This window comes from Reyranella sp., assembly GCF_965279625.1.
Taxonomy (GTDB): Bacteria; Pseudomonadota; Alphaproteobacteria; order Reyranellales; family Reyranellaceae; genus Reyranella.
In genome coordinates, this window is the sequence record NZ_OZ257251.1 from 4,348,555 (window position 1) to 4,367,627 (window position 19,073).

Annotated in this window: 20 protein-coding genes; 8 read left to right on the forward strand and 12 right to left on the reverse strand. The window is 65.8% G+C overall.

Annotated elements, in window-relative coordinates:
• Positions 1-23 precede the first annotated feature (23 nt).
• Positions 24-509 carry a low molecular weight protein-tyrosine-phosphatase gene (locus ACQY78_RS21140; RefSeq protein WP_428678309.1) on the forward strand — a complete coding sequence of 162 codons (486 nt, stop codon included), beginning with the start codon at positions 24-26 and terminating at the stop codon, positions 507-509.
• On the opposite strand, the gene ACQY78_RS21145 is transcribed toward ACQY78_RS21140, so the two are convergent.
• Entirely contained in the window at positions 493-2,643 is a 2,151-nt protein-coding gene (locus ACQY78_RS21145) for a N,N-dimethylformamidase beta subunit family domain-containing protein (protein ID WP_428678310.1), read from the reverse strand. The genes ACQY78_RS21140 and ACQY78_RS21145 overlap by 17 nt on opposite strands.
• Before the next feature lie 54 nt (positions 2,644-2,697).
• Here ACQY78_RS21145 and ACQY78_RS21150 point away from each other — a divergent pair, with 54 nt between their 5' ends.
• Together ACQY78_RS21150 and ACQY78_RS21155 are read left to right on the forward strand one after the other, a co-directional pair.
• Positions 2,698-3,711, forward strand: coding sequence for a Bug family tripartite tricarboxylate transporter substrate binding protein (locus ACQY78_RS21150; protein WP_428678311.1), 1,014 nt, complete (start codon positions 2,698-2,700; stop codon positions 3,709-3,711).
• Positions 3,708-4,751, forward strand: coding sequence for a phosphotriesterase family protein (locus ACQY78_RS21155; RefSeq protein ID WP_428678313.1), 1,044 nt, complete (start codon positions 3,708-3,710; stop codon positions 4,749-4,751). Before ACQY78_RS21150 ends, ACQY78_RS21155 begins: the two co-directional genes overlap by 4 nt.
• A gap of 135 nt (positions 4,752-4,886) precedes the next feature.
• Here ACQY78_RS21155 and thpR read toward each other — a convergent pair whose 3' ends face one another.
• On the reverse strand, positions 4,887-5,432 hold the full coding sequence (gene thpR / locus ACQY78_RS21160; protein ID WP_425069675.1) for an RNA 2',3'-cyclic phosphodiesterase: 546 nt from the start codon (positions 5,430-5,432) through the stop codon (positions 4,887-4,889).
• Positions 5,398-6,117, reverse strand: a complete 720-nt coding sequence (locus tag ACQY78_RS21165; protein ID WP_428678314.1) for an arylesterase — start codon at positions 6,115-6,117, stop codon at positions 5,398-5,400. The genes thpR and ACQY78_RS21165 overlap by 35 nt, the downstream gene beginning before the upstream one ends.
• Before the next feature lie 87 nt (positions 6,118-6,204).
• Here ACQY78_RS21165 and ACQY78_RS21170 point away from each other — a divergent pair, with 87 nt between their 5' ends.
• Positions 6,205-6,864: an ABC transporter ATP-binding protein gene (locus ACQY78_RS21170; protein ID WP_422036614.1), complete on the forward strand. Its 660-nt coding sequence runs from the start codon at positions 6,205-6,207 to the stop codon at positions 6,862-6,864.
• Between the two features lie 10 nt (positions 6,865-6,874).
• Positions 6,875-9,394: an ABC transporter permease gene (locus tag ACQY78_RS21175; protein ID WP_428678316.1), complete on the forward strand. Its 2,520-nt coding sequence runs from the start codon at positions 6,875-6,877 to the stop codon at positions 9,392-9,394.
• Between the two features lie 45 nt (positions 9,395-9,439).
• Here the strand turns inward: ACQY78_RS21175 and ACQY78_RS21180 are convergent, their stop codons facing one another.
• The 8 genes from ACQY78_RS21180 to ACQY78_RS21215 all read right to left on the reverse strand — a co-directional run bounded on the left by ACQY78_RS21180 (position 9,440) and on the right by ACQY78_RS21215 (position 16,158).
• Positions 9,440-9,895, reverse strand: coding sequence for a YbhB/YbcL family Raf kinase inhibitor-like protein (locus ACQY78_RS21180; protein WP_428678319.1), 456 nt, complete (start codon positions 9,893-9,895; stop codon positions 9,440-9,442).
• 36 nt (positions 9,896-9,931) lie between these two features.
• Positions 9,932-10,516, reverse strand: a complete 585-nt coding sequence (locus tag ACQY78_RS21185) for an amino acid synthesis family protein (protein WP_428678321.1) — start codon at positions 10,514-10,516, stop codon at positions 9,932-9,934.
• A 109-nt stretch (positions 10,517-10,625) separates the two neighbouring features.
• On the reverse strand, positions 10,626-11,942 hold the full coding sequence (locus ACQY78_RS21190; protein ID WP_428678324.1) for an FAD-dependent oxidoreductase: 1,317 nt from the start codon (positions 11,940-11,942) through the stop codon (positions 10,626-10,628).
• Entirely contained in the window at positions 11,828-12,685 is an 858-nt protein-coding gene (locus ACQY78_RS21195) for an ABC transporter substrate-binding protein (protein ID WP_428678326.1), read from the reverse strand. Before ACQY78_RS21195 ends, ACQY78_RS21190 begins: the two co-directional genes overlap by 115 nt.
• Positions 12,686-12,796: 111 nt before the next feature.
• Entirely contained in the window at positions 12,797-13,573 is a 777-nt protein-coding gene (locus ACQY78_RS21200; RefSeq protein ID WP_428678329.1) for an ABC transporter ATP-binding protein, read from the reverse strand.
• A 10-nt stretch (positions 13,574-13,583) separates the two neighbouring features.
• Entirely contained in the window at positions 13,584-14,375 is a 792-nt protein-coding gene (locus ACQY78_RS21205) for an ABC transporter permease (RefSeq protein ID WP_428678332.1), read from the reverse strand.
• Positions 14,365-15,225 (reverse strand): ABC transporter permease, encoded by an 861-nt coding sequence (locus ACQY78_RS21210; RefSeq protein ID WP_428678334.1) that lies wholly within the window; start codon positions 15,223-15,225, stop codon positions 14,365-14,367. Before ACQY78_RS21210 ends, ACQY78_RS21205 begins: the two co-directional genes overlap by 11 nt.
• Positions 15,226-15,249: 24 nt before the next feature.
• Complete coding sequence (locus ACQY78_RS21215) at positions 15,250-16,158, reverse strand: alpha/beta fold hydrolase (protein ID WP_428678336.1); 909 nt, start codon at positions 16,156-16,158, stop codon at positions 15,250-15,252.
• 258 nt (positions 16,159-16,416) lie between these two features.
• On the opposite strand from ACQY78_RS21215, the gene ACQY78_RS21220 reads away from it, so the two are divergent.
• The 3 genes from ACQY78_RS21220 to ACQY78_RS21230 all read left to right on the forward strand — a co-directional run bounded on the left by ACQY78_RS21220 (position 16,417) and on the right by ACQY78_RS21230 (position 18,717).
• Positions 16,417-17,094, forward strand: coding sequence for a GntR family transcriptional regulator (locus tag ACQY78_RS21220; RefSeq protein WP_428678339.1), 678 nt, complete (start codon positions 16,417-16,419; stop codon positions 17,092-17,094).
• A 244-nt stretch (positions 17,095-17,338) separates the two neighbouring features.
• Positions 17,339-18,088 (forward strand): Bax inhibitor-1/YccA family protein, encoded by a 750-nt coding sequence (locus ACQY78_RS21225; protein ID WP_428678342.1) that lies wholly within the window; start codon positions 17,339-17,341, stop codon positions 18,086-18,088.
• Between the two features lie 71 nt (positions 18,089-18,159).
• The gene (locus tag ACQY78_RS21230) at positions 18,160-18,717 is read left to right on the forward strand and encodes a winged helix-turn-helix transcriptional regulator (RefSeq protein ID WP_428678344.1); all 558 of its coding nucleotides are present in this window, start codon (positions 18,160-18,162) and stop codon (positions 18,715-18,717) included.
• A 139-nt stretch (positions 18,718-18,856) separates the two neighbouring features.
• Here the strand turns inward: ACQY78_RS21230 and ACQY78_RS21235 are convergent, their stop codons facing one another.
• Positions 18,857-19,045: a DUF4169 family protein gene (locus ACQY78_RS21235; protein WP_428678347.1), complete on the reverse strand. Its 189-nt coding sequence runs from the start codon at positions 19,043-19,045 to the stop codon at positions 18,857-18,859.
• Positions 19,046-19,073 lie beyond the last annotated feature (28 nt).

Consider the following 19,073-nt stretch of genomic DNA (forward strand, 5'->3'; position numbering starts at 1 on the left):
GCGCCGTGCTAGTGTCCGCGGCCATGACCATTGGAGTTCTGTTCGTCTGCACCGCGAACCTGTGCCGCTCGCCGATGGCCGAGGGCGCGTTCCGGTCTTTGGCTGCGAAAGCGGGCCTTGCCGAGGCGTTCGAGATCGACTCGGCCGGCACCGGCGCCAGCCATGTCGGCCAGCCGCCAACCCAGCTCGCCGTCGAGGCGGCGGCCGCGCGCGGTTACGACATTTCCGGCCTCCGGGCCCGCCAGGTGACGGGCGAGGACATCCGGCGCTTCGACTACGTGCTGGCGATGACTCGCACCCATCTCGTCGAGCTGCGCTGGCTGGCGCAGCGCGAGCTGGCCGACAGGCCGCAGCTCCTGATGAGCTACGCGCCGCCGATCGGCGTCCTCGACATTGTCGATCCGTTCGGCGGCACCCCCGACGATTATGAGCGTGCCCTTGGGCTGATCGAGGCCGCGGCGCGCGGCCTTGTCGCCCGGCTCGCGCCCGAGGTCAGAAAGGCCATTTGAGGCCGAGCTCGCCGAACCGGTTCACCACGTTGAAAGTGAGCCGCGACACGTCGTTGTCGAACTTGTTGTGGGGCAGGCTGCCGCAATAGGTGATCGAGCCCACGGAGAACACCGCGCCGCCTTTCGGCTTCTCGATATAGGTCATGTCGGCGCGGATGAGCTGCTCCAGCGTCTGGCCGGGGATCGTCGTCGTGAAGCCCAGCCGTTCCTCGTGGACCACGACGAAGTTCCGGCGGTCGTGTCCTTCCGACGAGGCCAGAATCACGGCGTTGAGCGGGCTTCCCAGCCGGTGGTCGAGCCGGTCGAGTTCGAAACCCGCCGCGCCGCCGCCCGAGAAGCCGTAGCCGCCGAACAGCTCGTCCTTCACGCCCTCGAACACCCAGGCATGGGTATTGTCGCGCGCCGTCGGCGCTTGCCGGTAGGAATCGCCCACGAAGGTGCCCTGGCTCGAGAAGCCGATGCCGCAGAGGAGATTCGGCGGCCGGTCCGAGCGCCGCCACAGGCCGCCATAGGCGCCGTCGAACGCGTGGTAATACTCGCCCGGCTCGGCCGCCCAGGTGCGGATGCCCCCTTCGGTCCGCCGCACCTCGATGGCGCCGGGCACCTTGGGCGACAGCGCGACCCGCCAGTAGAAGCCGTTGCCGCCGAGATACATCAGCCGGCCGCCGTTCTCGGTATAGGCCTGCAGCGCGTCGAGCGTGCCCTCGGTGTGGTACTCCGGGTGCGAGCCGGTCAGCACGACCTTGTAGGAGGCGAGCAACTCTACGCCCTTCTCGTCGAGATCGTGGTCGGTGATCACATCGAACGCCACGCCCATGCGATCGAGCCAGCCGGTGAGATGGGTGTCGGCGGGTAGGTGGCGCAGGCCTGAGCCCGCCTCGTCGTTGAAACTGAGAAAGTTCGGCCGCCAGGTCAGCAGCGGACGCAGCCGCGAGGAATAGGCCACGCCCGAACCGTCGCGATGATGGTTGTAGGTCGACAGGCCGTAATCGCCGTGCTCGTCGGGATTGTTCGGATAGGCCTTCCAGTCGGCGACGCGCTTGCGGAAGGCGTCGTCGAACATGCCGCGCGAGAAGTTGGAATAGACCTGATAGGTAAAGGTCGAGGCGAGGTAGCAGACCTTGGCCTGCGGCTTGCCGACCTGCGGCCGCACGAAGAACGGGATGATGTCGCGATGGGTCCCGCAGGTGAGCTGCATGCCGTAGATGCCGCTCTTCATTTCCTTCGGGATCGTGAAGGTGAAATCGTCGAGCCAGGCGCAATCGTGCAGGTCGTCGTCGTGGAAATGGATGGCGGCGTAGTGATGCGGCGCACAACGCCAGTCACGCTCGGCACCGGTCCAGGCCGAGCCCTTCATGGCGCGCGTCGGCAGGTTGACCAGCTTTCCGTGCAGGCCGTTCGGACCCGTATCCTCGATTTCCATCGTGTCCATGCGGCGCGTGAAATCCCAGGCCGCGAAGCCCTGGATGCGCGGCGCCTCGATCTTGCCGTTGAAGCAGCGCTGCGCCGGCCGGTCCGTCGCGGCCTCTGCGCCGATCATCACGGCCGCCGCTGCGTCCAGCGCCGGGGCGGAGGCCCGGCCGCTTGCCTCGCCTTCGTCGTCGGTGCCGAAGGCGCGCGCCAGCGGCTGCTGGCCGACGCGCAGGATGCCGGTCTCGGGATCGGCGCTCGCCCAGACGCGATACCAGATGCGCGCGCGCAGCTTCTTGCCCACCACGACGCGCTGCGTGCCGGTCTCCAGCGCCATGCCGTCCGGCGTCAGTACCAGCGCGAAGCCTGCACCGGTGGCCGCATCCCGGCGCGAGATCACGGTCTGCGGTCCGTCCTCGGGCAGGGTCGGCCAGATCAGCGCCTCGACCTGGAGCGCGCCGGGCAATCCGAGATCCTTCGCGCCCTCGACCAGGCCGTAGGACCCGGGCCAGGCGTGCTGGACACGCGACGCGAACCGGCCGTCGAACAACTCGGACAGATCCTCGAACTTGGGCGGTGGTCCGCCGGGATTGGGATCGCCGCGCACGATGCGGACCAGCATCGCGTGGTAAGGATTCGGTCCCGCGCTGGAGACCTTGAAGCTGATTTTTTCGCCGCTCCGTACCGAGATGCGGTCCGAGTAGCCGATCAACGCTGCGGTCACATTTAACTCCCAATTGGCGGTCGATATAGTCGCCTGAAATCAGGGAGCTTCGCCATGACCAATAAGACAATCGCCAAGACAATTGGGCGCCGCAGTCTCATCGCGGGCGCCGTCGCCGTTCCGCTCGCCGCCCCGATGCTGGCCCGCCACGGCTGGGCGCAATCGACCTACCCCAACAAGCAGATTCGCATGGTCGTGCCTTTCGCGCCGGCCGGCACGACCGACCTGCTGGGCCGCATCGCCGCGGCGCATCTCCAGGAAGTCTGGGGCCAGACCGTCGTGGTCGACAACAAGAGCGGCGCCGGCGGCAACGTGGGCGCGGAGATCGTCGCCAAGTCGCCGGCCGACGGCTACACGCTGCTGCTGGGCACGGTCGGCACCGCCGTCACCAACCAGTTCCTCTACAAGAGCATGCCCTACGACAGCGTGAAGAGCTTCGCGCCGGTCGCGCTGTTCGGCGAGGTCGCCAACGTGCTCGCGGTGCATCCCGACGTGCCGGTGAAGACGGCCAAGGAATATGTCGAATATTGCAAGAAGCAGGGCCCCAATAAGGTGAGCTTCGGCTCGCCGGCGGTCGGCGGCACCGGCCATCTGGCGATGGAGTATTTCCAGTCGCTGGCCGGCTTCAAGGTCGAGCATGTCGTCTATCGCGGCAGCTCGCTGGTGCTGAAGGACCTGCTGGCCGGCCACATTCCCAGCACGATGGACAACCTGCCGCCCTACCTGCCGCACATCCAGTCGGGCGCGCTGCGGGCGCTGGGCGTCAGCTCGGGCAAGCGCTGGTTCTCGCTGCCGGACACGCCAACCATCGCCGAGCAGGGCTTCGCCGGCTTCGATGCGGCGCCGTGGTGGTACGTCTCGGCACCGGCCGGCACGCCGCCCGAGATCGTGAAGAAGCTGTCGGACGAGCTGGTGAAGGCGTCCAAGCAGCCCGACGTCATCAAGAAGATCCGCGACGCCGGCGCCGCCGAGCTGGGCGGCTCGTCGGAAGACCTCGCGAAGCACATGCAGAGCGAATACGTTAAGTGGAAGAAGGTCGTCGAGGCCGCCAAGCTGGAGCCGCAATGAGCCGTCCTGAGTTGAAGGGAAAGATCCAGACCGTTCTCGGGCCGATCGAGCCCGAGAAGCTGGGGCGCACGCTGATGCACGAGCACGTGCTCTGTGACATCCGACCGCCCGGCACACGCTCCGACAACGATCTCGGCCCCGAGATCACCCTGGAGAACGTCTGGCAGATCAACTACGGCCGCGGCCTCAAGCGCGCCGGCCGCAAGTACATGCTCGACCTCGAGGACATCGCCACGCGCGAAGTGGCGATGATGAAGCACGAGGGCGGCGACGCCATCGTCGAACTGTCCTGCGGCGGCCTCTCGCCCGATCCGAACGGGCTGCGCCGCATCGCAGCCGGCACCGGCGTCCATCTGGTGATGGGCTGCGGCTACTACGTGAACGACTATCAGGACCCGAAGAATCACGGCCGCACGGTCGACGACTTCGCCGCCGAGATGATCGGCCAGATCCACGACGGCGCCTGGGGCACCGACGTCTGCGCCGGCATGATCGGCGAGATCGGCTGCCAGGCGCCGTGGACCGACACCGAGAAGCGCGTGATGCAGGGCGCATTCATCGCCGCCACCGAGACCGGTGCGTCGATCAACGTCCATCCCGGCCGCGATCCCGACCAGCCGCAGGAGATCGCCGACTTCGCCAGGGAAGCGGGCTTCGCGACCGAGCGCATCGTCATCAGCCACATCGACCGCACCATCTTCGACGAGCCGCGGTTGTTGAAGCTGGCCGAGTCGGGCGTGACGGTGGAGTTCGACTTGTTCGGCCAGGAATCGAGCTATTACGGCCTCTCCGACATCGACATGCCGAACGACGCGACGCGGCTCAAGCTGATCCGCGCGCTGATCGATGCCGGTCATCTGGAGCGTGTCGTGATCAGCCACGACATCTGCTACCGCACCCGGCTCGCGAGCTTCGGCGGCCACGGCTACGGCCATATCTTCCGTAACGTCGTGCCGATGATGCAGAAGCGCGGCTACAGCGAGGCCGAGATCGACGCCATCCTGGTGGGCAATCCGCGGCGGCTCCTGACGTTCGTGTGACGAACGGCGCCAATTGTCATCGCGGGCGGGGTGACCCCCGCCCTGGAGCGCAGCGAAGGATCTCCCACAAGCCAGGGAGTCCCCTGATCGTTCCGTGAGGTCCTTCGCTGCGCTCAGGACGACCGATAACCAGAGCTAGAACGTCAGCGGATACTCCGCTTCCGCCGTGTAGATCGGGCCGCCGCGGCCGAGGCGGCTCGAATAGAGCGTGAAGTGTTCGGCGATCCACGGTTCCAGGCGGAACGTGCCGTGGCTCGCCATGAACTGCGCGATGTGATGGCCGGTCTCGCCGCCCGCGGGGAAGCGCGCCAGGGTGACATGCGGCCGGTAATTGCGGCGGTCGACCTCGATGCCGCAGTTGCGCGCGACGGTCGTCACCTTCTGCTGCAGCCAGTCGAGGCGCTCGCTGCGCTCGACCAGGGCGACCAGCGCCCGGGGCTGCTTGCCGCTGCTGAACTGGTCGACGCCGGCGATCGCCACCGAAAACGGCGGGCCGGCGATGTCGCCCAGCTCCTCCTCGAAGTCGCGCATCGTGCCGCCCTGGACCTCGCCCGCGAAGCACAGCGTGACATGCAGGTTCTCGGCCGGCACCCAGTGGGCGTCGGGGACTCCCGATTGCAGCGCCGAGAGTTCCTCGGCGATCTCGTCAGGGACGGGCAGGGCGACGAACAGACGCGGCATCGTCGAGATTCTTCGTAACGAAGGGGAGGATACGCTCGACAATGATGTCGACGCCCTTGGCGTTGGGATGGATGCCGTCGGGCTGGTTGAGGGCGGGATCCTGCGCCACGCCGTCGAGGAAGAACGGATAGAGCGGCACGCCGTGCTTGTCGGCGAGCCTCTTGTAGAGGCCGTCGAACTGCTTGACGTATTCCGGCCCGTAGTTGCGGGGCGCCATCATGCCGACCAGCCAGACGGTCGTGCCCGCCTGTTTCAATTTGTCGACGATGGCATCGAGATTCTTCTCGGTGCTGGCCGGATCGAGGGCGCGCAGCATGTCGTTGCCGCCCAGCTCGACCATCACGATGTCGGGCTTGTCGGCCAGCATCCAGTCGATGCGCTCGAGACCGCCCATCGTAGTGTCGCCCGAGACGCCGTGATTTATGACGGTGACGTTGCGGCCCTTGTCCTTCAGCGCCGCCTGCAGGCGGTTGGGAAAGGCCTGGGCCGGGGCGAGGCCGTAGCCCGCGGCCAGGCTATCGCCCAGGATCGCGAGCTTCACCGGTTCGGCCCCGGTTTGCCCGGTTTGTGCATGGGCCGTCGCGGGCGCGGTGACGGCCGCAAGGCACAGGATCAGCGCCACGAATGCCGCGATCCGTGAATTGACCGTCGCCGTAAAACCACCATATCGACTTTGCAGTTTCATTCCTTGCCTGTCCCAGGAGCCCGCTTGGCCGAGCCGCTTCCCATCGCACACTTTCCGATCGTTCGCCTGACCGACGTGCATCTCGACATGGCGAGCGATGCCGGCACGGTCAATATCCTGCGCGGCGTCACTCTCGACATCGCGGCTGGCGAGATTGCGGCGGTGGTGGGGCCTTCGGGTGCCGGCAAGTCGAGCCTGATGATGGTGGCGGGCGGGCTGGAGCGCGCGACGTCGGGCCGGGTCGAGGTCGCGGGCAACGATCTCGGACCCATGGGCGACGACGACCGGGCGCGGCTGCGCCGCGACCATATCGGCATCGTTTTCCAGGGATTCCATCTCATCCCGACCATGACGGCGCACGAGAACGTGGCGCTGCCGCTCGAATTCGCCGGCCGCTCCGATGCGTTCGAGCTTGCCGAGGCGGCGCTGAAGCGCGTCGGGCTCGGCCATCGCATCGGCCACTATCCCGCGCAGCTATCCGGCGGCGAGCAGCAGCGCGTGGCCGTCGCCCGCGCCTTCGTCGGCCGGCCGAAGCTGATGCTTGCCGATGAGCCGACCGGCAATCTCGACGGCGCCACCGGCAAGCAGGTGATGGATCTCCTGTTCGAAGTCGCGCGCACCGACAACACGACCCTGATCCTGATCACGCACGACATGGGACTTGCCGAGCGCTGCGACCGCGTGCTGCGCATTGCCGACGGGCTGCTGGTGGCGGACGATCGCCTGCGCGCGCTCGCGGCGCAGTGACGGCATTTCCATGAACCTCGCCTTCCGCCTCGCCCGCCGCGAGATGCGCAGCGGCCTCGGCGGTTTCCGCCTGTTCATCGCCTGCCTGGCGCTGGGGGTCGGCGCCATCGCGGCGATCCTGTCGTTCAGCCGCGCCGTCGAGGAAGGGCTGCGCGCCGATGCCCGCGAGATCCTGGGCGGCGACGTCGCGATCTCGCTGCTCTATCGCGAGGCGACGCCCGAGCAGATCGCCTTCATGCGCGAGCAGGGCGAGTTCGTGCGCTGGCTCGACAGCCGCGCCATGGCGCGACCGACCAAGTCCGACGGACGGCCCACGCTGGTGCAGCTGAAGGCCGTCGAACCGGCCTATCCGCTCTATGGCAAGCTGGAGATGGCCGATGGCGGCACGCTGGCCAACGCCATGGGCAAGCGCGACGGCATCTGGGGCGCGGCGCTCGAGGAGTCCGCGCTGCGCCGCATGAACATGGCGCCGGGCGACATGCTGCGGATCGGCGACGTGGCGGTCGAGGTGCGCGGCATCATCGCGCGCGAGCCCGACCGTGGCCTGAACGCCTTCGCGAGCCTGGGGCCTCGGTTGATGATCCCGCTCGACGCGGCCCTGGAATCCGGTCTCGTTCAGCCGGGCAGCCTGCTCAACTGGGAATATCGCCTGCGCCTGCCGCCCGGCCGGTCGGATCGCGCGGTCATCGAGGCGCTGAAGGCCCGCTTTCCCGATGCTGGCTGGCGGGTGAGGGGCCTCGACGATGCCGGCGGCGGCATACGCTTCTGGCTCGACCGGCTGACGCAATTCATCGGCCTGATCGGCCTCGCCTCGCTGCTCGTGGGCGGCGTCGGTGTGGGCAACGCCGTCTCGAGCTTTCTTGCCGCACGGCTGCGCACCATCGCGACCCTGAAGTGCCTGGGCGCGCCGGAGCGGCTGGTCTTCACCACCTATTTCATCCAGCTCGCCGCGCTGGCGGCGCTGGGCGTCGGCATCGGCCTTGTGATCGGCGCGGCACTGCCGTTCCTGGCCCAGTCGGCGATCGCCGACGTGCTGCCGGTCCGGGCGCGGGTCGCGCTCTATGCCGGCCCCCTGGCGACGGCCGCGGGCTTCGGCCTGCTGGTCTCGCTCCTATTCGCGCTGGTGCCGCTGATGCGCGCCCGCAGCGTCTCGGCGGCGACGCTGATGCGCGGCGCCGTGGTCCAGCAGAGCGGCCGGCTGGCCTGGCGCGACGCGCTGGTGCTGGGCGCCGCGGCGGTCGCGCTGGCGGCCTTCACGATCTTCACCGCCGACAGCCGCCGCATCGCGGCCTATTTCGTGCTGGGCTCGGTCGGCGCCTTCATCGCCTTTCCTCTGCTGGCGCGGCTGCTGATGTTCGGCGCCGCCCGGATCGGCAAGCCCAGGTTCGCCGCGCTCCGGCTGGCGCTCGCCAACCTGCACCGGCCCGGCGCGCCCACGCCCATCGTCATGCTGTCGCTGGGGCTCGGCCTCACCGTGCTGGTGGCGACGGCCCTGATCGAGGGCAATCTTCGCGAGCAGCTCACGCGGCGTATCCCCGGCGATGCCCCGGCCTTCTTCTTCGTCGACATCCAGTCGAGCCAGATGCCGGCCTTCGAGAAGGCGATCGCCGCCATTCCCGGTGCCGGACCGCTCGACAAGGTCCCGTCGCTGCGCGGGCGCATCGTCAAGATCGGCGGCAAGCCGGTGAGCGAGGTCGCCGTACCCTCCGATGCGCGCTGGGCGGTCGAGGGCGATCGCGGGGTGACCTATTCGGCGACCCCGCCCGAGGGCTCGCGCATCGTCGCCGGCGAATGGTGGCCGGCCGACTATCGCGGGCCGCAGCTCATCTCGTTCGACGAAAACCTCGCCAACCAGTTCGGCCTGGGGCTGGGCGACACCATCACGGTGAACATCCTGGGCCGCGACATCGAGGCGAAGATCGCCTCGCTGCGCCGCATCGAATGGACGACGCTCGCCATCAATTTCGTGTTCGTCTACTCGCCCGGCACGCTCGACAAGGCGCCGCACACCTTCCTCGCCACGGTGAAGGCGACGCTGGAGGCGGAGGACGCGATCTTCAAGGCCGTTACCGACCAGTTTCCCAACGTCACCGTCGTGCGCATCCGCGACGCCATCGAGACGGCGGCCGGCGTGCTGGGCAATATCGGGCTCGCCAGCCGGGTGATCGGCTTCCTCAGCATCCTGGCCGGTGTGCTGGTGCTGGCGGGCGCCATGCTCGCCACCCAGCGCCGACGTGTCCACGAGGCGGTGGTCATGAAGGTGCTGGGCGCGACACGGGCCCGCATCGCCGGGACCTTCGCCTGGGAATTCGCCTTCCTGGGCCTCGCCACCGCGATGGCGTCGGTGGGCGTGGGGACCTTGGCCGCCTATCTGGTGGTGCGGCGGCTCATGAACCTCGAATGGACGTTCCTGCCGATGGTGGCGGTGGCCGTCGCCGTTGGCGCCATGACGCTCACCCTGGCCTTCGGACTCGCGGGAACTCTGGCGGCCTTGAGGCAAAGGCCCCTTGCCTTGCTGCGCAATGAGTGAGACCGGGGCTTCCCGTTCTCACTCCTGGACGCAGCGCCTTCGCGGCTAGTTCTCGTAGATGCCGACCACGCGGTTCTGCTCGATGATGTTGCCGTTGTAGCGATCGAGGAACTGTTCGCGGCTGGGCGTGCCTTCCACTTTCGTGTCGAGCGCATAGACCCAGAAGTAGTAGTGGTGAGGTCCGTGGCCGGCCGGCGGCTGTGGCCCATAATAGCCCGGTTGACCTGCGCCGTTCGGGCCGACGCAGAACTTGCTTTGTGAATCGTCGAGGTCGGTCGTGCCCGGCGGCACACCGTACAGCGTCCAATGCGTGAAGCCGTGCGCGAGCGGTGCATCGGGATCGTGGCAGATGATCGCGAGTTCGACCGCTTCCTTTGGTGTGCCGCTGATCCTCAGGCGGGGAATGACATTCCCCTTGTTTCCGGCATGCTCATCCTTCATCCGCCCGAGGGGTGCGAAGTCGAGGCTTTCGATCTTCAAGTCCTTGATGTTCAAAGGCATCCAATTCTCCCGCCGCAATATCCAGAGTCCGACCGGCTACTTCGCGAGTTCGTCGATGGTCTTGCCGCCGACCCGTGCATGGACACGTCCTCCGGACGCGACGCCGACGCAGATCAACAGCTCGTCCGGGCGCGGCCCGTCGGGGACCGCGATCGAGATCGCGTCATAGTGAGAGCGGATGTACAGCTCGTCCTTGTGCGCCAGGGGAATGTCTATGGCCGTACCGGCGACACCGACCTTGGAGGCGGACGAAATCCAGGCGAGTCCGCCGCCAACCGCGGCGCGCAGGGCATCGCCGAAGACGGTGGTCACACAGGCCACGACATGCTCCTGCTCGCCGGCCGTGCCGGCAATGCCACCCTTGCCGTAGCTGTGGACGGGACGGCCGCCAAGCAAGGCCCGCGCGCGTTGACCCAGCGCCTTGCCGAGCGCGGCGCTTGGCGCGATCAGTCGCGACAGGTCCTCGGCGTAGCCGCCGGCAAACGGATTGCGTATGACCACGGCGACCGCCGCCTTGACCAACGCGTCCCGCGGCTTGCCTCCGTCGTGTTCGATTTCCTGTACGAAGCTGTGCCAGCAGCGGACTTCGTAGGCGGCCCGCAACTCGTTATCGACGTTCATTATCCTGCAATCTCCAAGAGGCGACGCGGTGCGGCCGAAGGCACGGCACCGTCGTCTGGCGCGTCATGCGCACAATGAAGGAATCAGCCGGCTGTGAAGTTGGCCTGTCTCACCAGGAGAACACGCGGCGCGTCGGATCGTAGCGTGCCGCTTCGAGCGCCGCGGGCGTGAACTGGTTGCCCTTCGACAAGGACCGGTTCGCCGCGTATTCGCCCGACAGGGCCTGGCAGCGATCGGTGATAGGGCGAATGCGCTTCTCCCAGGAGACAAGGGCCTCCTGAACATCGGGGATTTCCTCGAGTTCCTTGGCGAGGCTGTATGCGTTCACCATCGCGCATCCTGCACCTTGGGCCAGTGCCGGACACATTGCGTGCGCCGCATCGCCCACCAGGGCAACCTTGCCGCGGACCCATTCCGACAGCTTTCTCGTTTCGTAGCGATCATACCGGGCGGTCTTGAGCTTGGCGGCCTCGGCGAGAACCGGTTCCAGGAATGGAAACATCTCGACCCAGGTGTCGAAGTGAACCGGCACCCGCGAGCCTTCCGGATCGGCAGCTGGCGCCATCAGGCCGAGATACAGTTCGTTCTCGTTGCAGGGGGAATAGAGGATGCGCAGCACGCGCGGCCAGAAATTCCACATGTCGATGGTATTGTCCCACTCGCCGTGGCCGAGCTCCTTCTTCATGCGCGGCACGAGAACCCGGATCAGTCCGTCGGTCGAAACCCAGCGGTCCTGCTCGAAGCCGATCGAATCGCGAACCTTCGAGCCGACGCCGTCGGCGCCCACCACGAGATCCGCTTCCAGCACTTCACCGGAGGCCAGTGTGATCTTGCCCGACGGATCGGCCGCAACGACTTCCGAGTTCGTGCGAATCTCGACCCCGGCCTCGCGGGCTCGTTTGGCCAGACCATTGTGGAGATGCTGGCGGGTCATGATGCGCCAGGGCACCCCGTTGAAGGTCTCGCGCGAGACGGTCAGGTTGTGGCGGCGGGTTTCATAGGTGGGAGGGGTGTGAGAGCCCGTCAGAATGTCTTCGAGCGCGCCGACGCCTTCCAGGACGCGCAATCCATTCTGCCACAGATAGATGCCCGCGCCGAAGGCTCGCAGCTCGGGGCCTCGCTCATGCAGGCGCACGCTCCAGCCGCGTTGCGCAAGCGCGGTCGCCGCCGTCAGGCCCGCGAAGCCCGCCCCGGCGATTTCCGCATGCAGCGCCTTGCCGCCATATTTGTTGATATTCGCCATTTGAACCACCGTACGTTTGAACGAAAAGTGCGGCCCCGCCGGGAGGACGGCGAGCGCCGCTGCGTCGCCTACTTGTCCTGCCAGACCAGCGTCTTGAGATCGGCAGTCGAATTGACGATGCCTTCCTTCTTGGCCGCATCGACCCAGAACTGCATCGCTTCCGGCGACATATCCTTCTGCCACCGGCCCAGCCCCATCTTCTCGATTACGGCGGGCGGGACCTTCGTATTGGCGGCGATGGTCTGACGAACGACCGCCGGGTCCTTGAAGTCGTCGAGGGCGCGGTTGATCGCGCGCAGGAAGCGCCGGACGACATCCTTGTTCTTGTCGACGTAGGGCTGCATCGCGACGATGCCGCTGAATACGACCGGCGATTTCACATCGGTGAAATAGTACCCGAGAACCGTCGCGCCCTGCGACTTGCCGAGTGTAATGAAGGGCTCGGTCACACCGGCTGCCGCGATAGTGTTGTTGCGCAGCGCCGGCAGCATGTCGGGGAAGGGCACTTCACGGAACGTCACCGACTTGGGATCGACGCCGTTCTTGCGCAGCCACTCGCGCATCATGGTCCAGTCGGTGTTGTAGCTGAGGTTAGTCGCGACGGCTTTGCCCTTCAAATCGGCCGGAGATTTGATCGACGGATCCGTCGTCAGCACCGCATGGACCGGATCGTCTGACGCCTGCGCGAAATTGAATGAAACGTAGGTTATGGGAATGCCAGCATTGCGGGCATTCAGGACGCCGAGCGCGTCCGAGATACCGAACTGGAGCGAGCCCGACTGCAGGGCGGGAATGATCTGCCCGCCGCCCGCCATCGGCGTGAGTTCGACTTCGAGATTCTCCGCCTTGAAGTAGCCGGCGTCGCGCGCGCGCCAGAGATACGAATAGACGCCGACCGGAATGTATCCGACCTTGAGCTTGGTCACGGCGTCTTGCGCCTGAGCCTGTCGAACCAAACCGAAACTCGACAATCCAAATGCAACGCCAAGCGCGATCGCAGCCCCAATCATTCTGAACTTCATGTCACACCTTCCTGTTCAATCTTCCCGAGACGACTTTTGCACCTGCTGCCGCACGAGCGTGTAGACGCGGTGGCGCAGGCGTAGAAATTCCGGTGTTTCCTTGGTCGCGAGTTGATCGCGGGGGCGCGGCAGATCGATTGCGATCTCTTCGACCACGCGCGCCGGCCGCGTCGACAGCACCACGACCTTGTCCGCCATGAAGACGGCCTCGTCGATGTCATGGGTTACCAGCAGCGCCGAAAGCGACATGGTCCTACAGATCTCCATGACCATGTCCTGAAGGTCGATCCGGGTCTGCGCGTCGACCGAAGCGAATGGCTCGTCGAGCAGCAGGAGATTCGGGGAGACGACGATCGAGCGCGCCAGGGCGCATCTCTGCTGCATGCCCCCCGACACCTGCCAGGGATAGAGATCCGCGGCATGCTCGAGATTGACGGCCCGCAGCGCCTCGTCGATTCGCTTGTCATCCGCGCTGGAGCCGCGCAGCCCGAAGGCGACGTTCTTTCGGACCGAGAGCCACGGGAACAGGCTGCGGTTATAGTCCTGGAAGACGATCGACATCCAAGGTGGTGGATTGTCGAAATGACGACCGCGGTGGAGCACGCTGCCCGTGTCGGGCTGCATCAACGAGGCGATGCAGCGCAAGAGGGTAGTCTTGCCGCAACCCGATGGGCCGACCACCGCGACGAACTGCCCGGGTTCCTGACGGAAGGTCAGGCCGTTCAGGATCGGCGTTGCTCCGGCGGGGAAAGCCTTGGTTACCTTGTCGACCGCCAGGATCGGCTCGTTCATCGCGCCACTATCATCCACGACCCGTCTCCGTCAGTCCGCGCCAGCCGCGATGCCAGGACAGCACGCGCTTCTCGACCGCGAGCAGTGCGAGCGTGAGACCCAGCCCCACGGTGCCGATGGTCAGCACGCCGGCGTATACGTTGGCAGTTTGAAACAGGCGCTGGTTGCGCAGGATGTAGAAACCCAGCCCGTCATCCGCGGCGATGAGCTCGGAGATGACCATCATGACCAGCGCGATGCTGAGCGCGACGCGGATGCCCGAGAAGATGGACGGGAGCGACGCCGGAAGCACCACGCGCCCTAGGCGCTCCGCGGTCGAGAGCCCGACGGCGCGCGCGACGTCCAGCAGGGTCGGTTCGACGCGCCGCGCGCCATCCGTTGCCGCAATCAGCACCGGAAACACCGATCCAAATGCGATGACGAAAACGCGCATCTGATCGGTCGCACCGAACAGGATCAGGGATGCCGGGAGGATGGCGACGGCCGGTATATAGCGGAGATATTCGATCGTCGGACGGACCCAGGGGTCGAGCGAGCGGAGTGAGCCCAGCACGATCCCGATCACACCCCCCATCAGGATGGCGATGGTGAATCCCAGTCCGAGTCGACGAAGGCTCGGCAGCAGCGCGCTGTGGAGCAGGTCGCCATGCCAGAGCTGGAAGTAGCCCTGGGCAATCCGCTCGATCGGCGGCAAATAGACGGCGGGATAGGTCAGCGCCGCCCATTGCCACACGGCGATCAGAGCGAGGATCGTCGCGGCCTGCCAGGCCAGAGGCGTGATGTACCTGCCCCTAGCGGTCACGGTTCTCGGTGCTCCAGGGCATTGTCGCGCGCTCGACGGTAACGAACAGGGTATTGACCAGATAGCCGAGCACACCGGTCACGAAGATCGAGGCCCACATTCCGGTGACAAGGCCGCTCAGGCGGACGTTTTCGATGTAGGATCCGATGCCCGGCTGGCCGGTCAGCATTTCGACCGTGATCGCGACCACGAGCGCAATCGCCGACGCGGTGCGAAGACCGGTCGCGAAAGACGGCAACATCGCCGGCAGGACGATCCGAAAGATCCGCGCGGTGCGCCCGATATGAAGCACGCGACCGGTTTCCACGAACCGCGGATCGACGTCTTCGACGCCGGCTTTGGTGCTGAACAGAATGGGCCAGATGCTCGCGAAGGCGATCATGAAGAGCTGCATCTGCAGTCCGACGCCGAGGACCAGCAGCGCCACGGGAATGAGTGCGACGGAAGGGATCGGGCGCACGAATTCCAGCAGCGGGCGGGTTGCGATTTCAAGGCGCGGTAGCAAGGCGAGCGCGATTCCCGCACCCGCTCCGGCGACGGCTGCAACGGCAAGGCCCGGTGCCCACGATCCGATCGTCGCCAGGACGGCATGGGCCAACCCGCCACTCCAGAGGTCGACCGCAGCGGTCTCGACGATGGATGCCGCCGACGGAAGATCGCGGCGATCGACGAAGCCCAGCGCACGCACGGCTTCCCAGCTCGCGATCATTGCCGCGATGCCGGCGGCGCCTTTGCCCAGTTTGACGGCGCCCGCCCGGATTTTCTTCATTCGGAGGGGCAGGCCCGTGGACGCCCGCCCGGGTGATCCTCGACGCATCATGCTCACGGGAGCCAGGTCCATGCTCTGCATGATGCCTCGCAAGCGATTTGCGCTTCAGTGGCTGGAAGTGAAGTCACGAATGGCCTTCGTCATGACCTCCGGCGCTTCTTCATTGACGTAGTGGTCGACGTTGTCGACCACCAGCACCGGCAGATCCGGCCGCAACTCGCGTGTCTTCTCGAGTGCGGTCGCGGAGACGAGCTTGCTCAGCGCGCCCCGTACGATGAGCGTGGGGCGCGAAACCGACGTGAACGCCGGCACCAGATTCTCGCGGAGACCTTCTGCTGTCTGCGCCATGGCCGGCGCCGACGCGAGCGGCCGGAAGCCGCCATCGACCTTCTGATAGGCCGATGCTGCGCGCAGGGACACCGCTTCCGGCGGCATCAAGGGGTATCGGTTCTGGAGATACTCTTCGATCTCCTCTTGCGACGCGAATAGACGATCGCCGCCATTTACGCGCGTCGAGAGTTGATCCAGCACCTCGGATTCGATGTAGGGCGTGAAGTCGATGGCCACCACGGCGCGAACGAGATCGGGGGCCATCACCGCGGCCTCAACGGCGTTACGTGCGCCGAGCGAATGGCCGATGATGAAGGCCGGCCCCGCGTTCAGGACCTTAATGAGGGCGACGACATCGGCGGCGAGATCCTTTGCGCCGTAGCCCGTCTCCGGTTTGTCGCTGAGGCCATGCCCGCGCTGATCGACGGAGATGCAGCGCAACGTGTCCTTCAAGGCGAGAAGTTGAGGATCCCAGACCGCGGAGTTCGACGTGATGCCGTGCAGGAAGATCGCAACCGGGCCATTCCCGATCTCGCGGACGTTCAACGTGATCCTACCCGTGTCGATCCGATGCATGTGAATTGAATCAGCCATTGGCACCACACTCAAAACTTCTGGCTCTGCGGCGATGGCGGCAGGATCCGCCATCACGCGACGACCTTTTCTCTGTGCGTAGCCAATCACTCGCTAAATCGTCTGTCAATAAGATTGACAGACAATCTTACATTCAGCATGGATATGACCGTTGCGACGCCAACTGAATGCGGCCGTGCCTGAAGTTTGTGCAACGATTGGGCCAGCCACAGGTGACGGCGCGCGGCTTGCGTTGGGAAATGCGTTTGGGCAGGTGGTTATGGTGCCATTTGGTAAGGTCGCTCGGTCCGGGACCTGGACTTGCGGAACAATTGCCGGTTCAAACGCTCCGACATTCGGGGTTCAAGCATGACAGCAACAATCGACCTTCGGGTAAGCCGCAAGAGCGTCCAGCAAGAGACCGTGGAAAAGCTCCGAGGAGCCATACTATCGGGCGTCTTCACGCCGGGTATCCGGCTCGTCGAAGCTGATCTGTGCAACTCGCTCGGGGTCAGCAGGCCGTTGCTGCGCGAAGCGCTTCGTAGCCTGCAAGCCGAGCGTCTGATCGATATTGTGCCGAACCGCGGCCCACAGGTATCGCGCCTGTCATGGCGTGAAGCGGAGGAAATTTACGAAGTGCGAGAACTTCTCGAGGGCGAGGCGGCCGCGCGCTGCGCAGGCATGATCGCGAACGACGACCTCGAGGACCTGGCTGCGAACCTCGAAGCCTTCCGCCGCGCTTCGCGAAGCAGCGAAACCGCCGGCGAACAGATCAGCACCACGAGCGGCTTCTTCGCCATCATCCTTCGCAACTGTGGCAACAAGATCATCGAAGAGACGCTCACGGGGCTTCAGGCGCGCGTGAATTTCCTGCGCGCACGGTCGATGTCCCTGCCCGGCCGCGCCAAGCAGAGCTATGTCGAGATGAGTGCGATTTGTGCCGCGATCACGGCGCGCGACACGCGGCAGGCAAGGAAGGCGGCGCAGGAACACGTCATCAACGCGCGGAATGCCGCCAAGCAGGCATTCGAGGCTGCACGGGATTGAGCGCCTCCCGCCGTTGACCTCGGTGGCGCGGTCTGGGAGTGCTCCGCCGTCGACGCTCCCGGCCGCCGCCTTTGGGGCAGGGGCTCTTGCCTTTTTGCGCAATGAGTGAACTAATTGTTCTCCGGAACGGGTCCAAATTGGAATCCCGTCGCGCTACTTGGCTATTGATTCAGTCGATCTGTAACCCCAGATTATCTGTCGAAGGGGCTCGGCAAACGAGGCCCCCTTGGAGGCTTGAAACCAAATGGTAAATCCGAACTTCGGCACCTTCAATCGCGCCGGCACCGTTGCCGACCAGGCGTCGTTTGATGTCGGTCTGCGCGCCCACATGGTGCGTGTGTACAACTACATGGCTTCGGGGCTCGCCCTGTCGGGCATCGTGGCCTTCGGTCTGTTCAGCTCCCCGGAACTCGCCGGCCTGTTCTTCCAGGTCCAGGCGGGTCGCGTCGTTGGCCTGAACGTGCTGGGCTGGGTCGCGATCTTCGCTCCGCTCGGCCTGCTGCTTCTGACCTCGTTCCGCGCCGCTCAGATGAGCACCACTGCGGTACAGGCGGTCTACTGGGCGGTCACGGCTTTGATGGGCGTCAGCCTGTCGCTGCTGCTGTTCCGCTACACCGGCGCCAGCGTCGCGCGCACCTTCTTCGTAACGGCCGCCGCCTTCGGCGCGCTCAGCCTCTACGGCTACACGACGAAGCGCGACCTGACGGCGATGGGCAAGTTCCTGTTCATGGGCGTGATCGGCCTCATCCTGGCCGGCCTCGTCAACATGATCTGGCCGTCGGGCACGATGAGCTTCATCATCTCCGCAGCCGGCGTGCTGATCTTCTCGGGCCTGATCGCCTACGACACCCAGAAGATCAAGGAACAGTATTCCGAGGCCTGGGGCACGGACATGATCGAGAAGGTCGCCGTGTTCGGCGCTCTGAGCCTCTACCTGGACTTCGTGAACCTGTTCCAGTTCCTGATGAGCTTCATGGGCCAGTCGCGCGACTAGCCGACGGAACCATCGAGACAGTCCAAGGGCGCCCGGGTCGAAAGACCCGGGCGTTCTGCTTTTGAGGGAGCGTGTTCGTCGCGCAAGATTGCGCCGTGCGCCTGCCGCCCTATACTTTGCGAATGCGGCGCACCTCCTACGAACAGATGAACTGCTCGATCGCATCGGCGCTCGATGTCGTCGGCGAGCCGTGGACGCTGCTGATCGTGCGCGACGCGTTCTACGGCGTGCGCCGCTTCGACGACTTCCAGGAGAATCTCGGCATCGCGCGCAACGTGCTGACCGCGCGGCTGAAGAAGCTCGTGGAGGCCGGGATCTTCCGCAAGACCGCCTATCGCCAGCGTCCGCTGCGCCACGAATACCGCCTGACCGAAAAGGGAGCGGCGCTGTTCACCGTGATCGTCGGGTTGAAGCAGTGGGGCGACCGCTTTGGCCCGGCCGCCCGCGGCGGCAAGCCGATGGACCTGGTGGATCGTGCCGACAATCGCGCGCTCGAGCCCGTGCTGATCGACGCCGAGAGCGGGCGCCGTCTCGAACTCACCAACGTGCGCGCGGTGGCGGGGCCAGGCGCCGACGAGAACACCCGCACTTTCTTCGAACGGCTGGCGATCAATCGGCCGGCGCGTTAGGGCCGAGCAAAGCTCGGCCCGCCAAGCGGCAGGACATTGCTTGCAATGTCCGGGAGCGCCGAAGAACGAACGACCACAACGTGACCCCTTCGTCGGCGATTACGCCGCCACCTCCCCATTCGAATGGGGAGGAGGGTAATTAGTCCTTCTTCTCCGGCTCGAGGCGCTTGCCGTCGATCAGACGCGCGGCGCGCTCCGCGGCGTCTTTGTCGGCGTCCTTCTCCACGCGCGTGCGGCCGAAGCGACGGCGGTTCGCGTCGGCTTCCGTCTCGCGTTCGCGTTTCGCCTTGTCCTTGCGGGCGCGTCGCAGGTTGACGATCTCGGCCATGGATTTCTCTATGCCGCGCTCGGCACCG

Excerpts from the sequence above, each read along its gene's own strand:
- ACQY78_RS21220 (WP_428678339.1), top strand. The coding sequence starts at position 16,417 with ATGACAGCAACAATCGACCTTCGGGTAAGCCGCAAGAGCGTCCAGCAA.
- ACQY78_RS21140 (WP_428678309.1), top strand. The coding sequence starts at position 24 with ATGACCATTGGAGTTCTGTTCGTCTGCACCGCGAACCTGTGCCGCTCG.
- ACQY78_RS21170 (WP_422036614.1), top strand. The coding sequence starts at position 6,205 with ATGGCGAGCGATGCCGGCACGGTCAATATCCTGCGCGGCGTCACTCTC.
- ACQY78_RS21200 (WP_428678329.1), bottom strand. The coding sequence starts at position 13,573 with ATGAACGAGCCGATCCTGGCGGTCGACAAGGTAACCAAGGCTTTCCCC.
- ACQY78_RS21155 (WP_428678313.1), top strand. The coding sequence starts at position 3,708 with ATGAGCCGTCCTGAGTTGAAGGGAAAGATCCAGACCGTTCTCGGGCCG.
- ACQY78_RS21210 (WP_428678334.1), bottom strand. The coding sequence starts at position 15,225 with ATGCAGAGCATGGACCTGGCTCCCGTGAGCATGATGCGTCGAGGATCA.
- ACQY78_RS21175 (WP_428678316.1), top strand. The coding sequence starts at position 6,875 with ATGAACCTCGCCTTCCGCCTCGCCCGCCGCGAGATGCGCAGCGGCCTC.
- ACQY78_RS21185 (WP_428678321.1), bottom strand. The coding sequence starts at position 10,516 with ATGAACGTCGATAACGAGTTGCGGGCCGCCTACGAAGTCCGCTGCTGG.
- ACQY78_RS21225 (WP_428678342.1), top strand. The coding sequence starts at position 17,339 with ATGGTAAATCCGAACTTCGGCACCTTCAATCGCGCCGGCACCGTTGCC.
- thpR (WP_425069675.1), bottom strand. The coding sequence starts at position 5,432 with ATGCCGCGTCTGTTCGTCGCCCTGCCCGTCCCTGACGAGATCGCCGAG.
- ACQY78_RS21150 (WP_428678311.1), top strand. The coding sequence starts at position 2,698 with ATGACCAATAAGACAATCGCCAAGACAATTGGGCGCCGCAGTCTCATC.
- ACQY78_RS21235 (WP_428678347.1), bottom strand. The coding sequence starts at position 19,045 with ATGGCCGAGATCGTCAACCTGCGACGCGCCCGCAAGGACAAGGCGAAA.
- ACQY78_RS21165 (WP_428678314.1), bottom strand. The coding sequence starts at position 6,117 with ATGAAACTGCAAAGTCGATATGGTGGTTTTACGGCGACGGTCAATTCA.
- ACQY78_RS21180 (WP_428678319.1), bottom strand. The coding sequence starts at position 9,895 with ATGCCTTTGAACATCAAGGACTTGAAGATCGAAAGCCTCGACTTCGCA.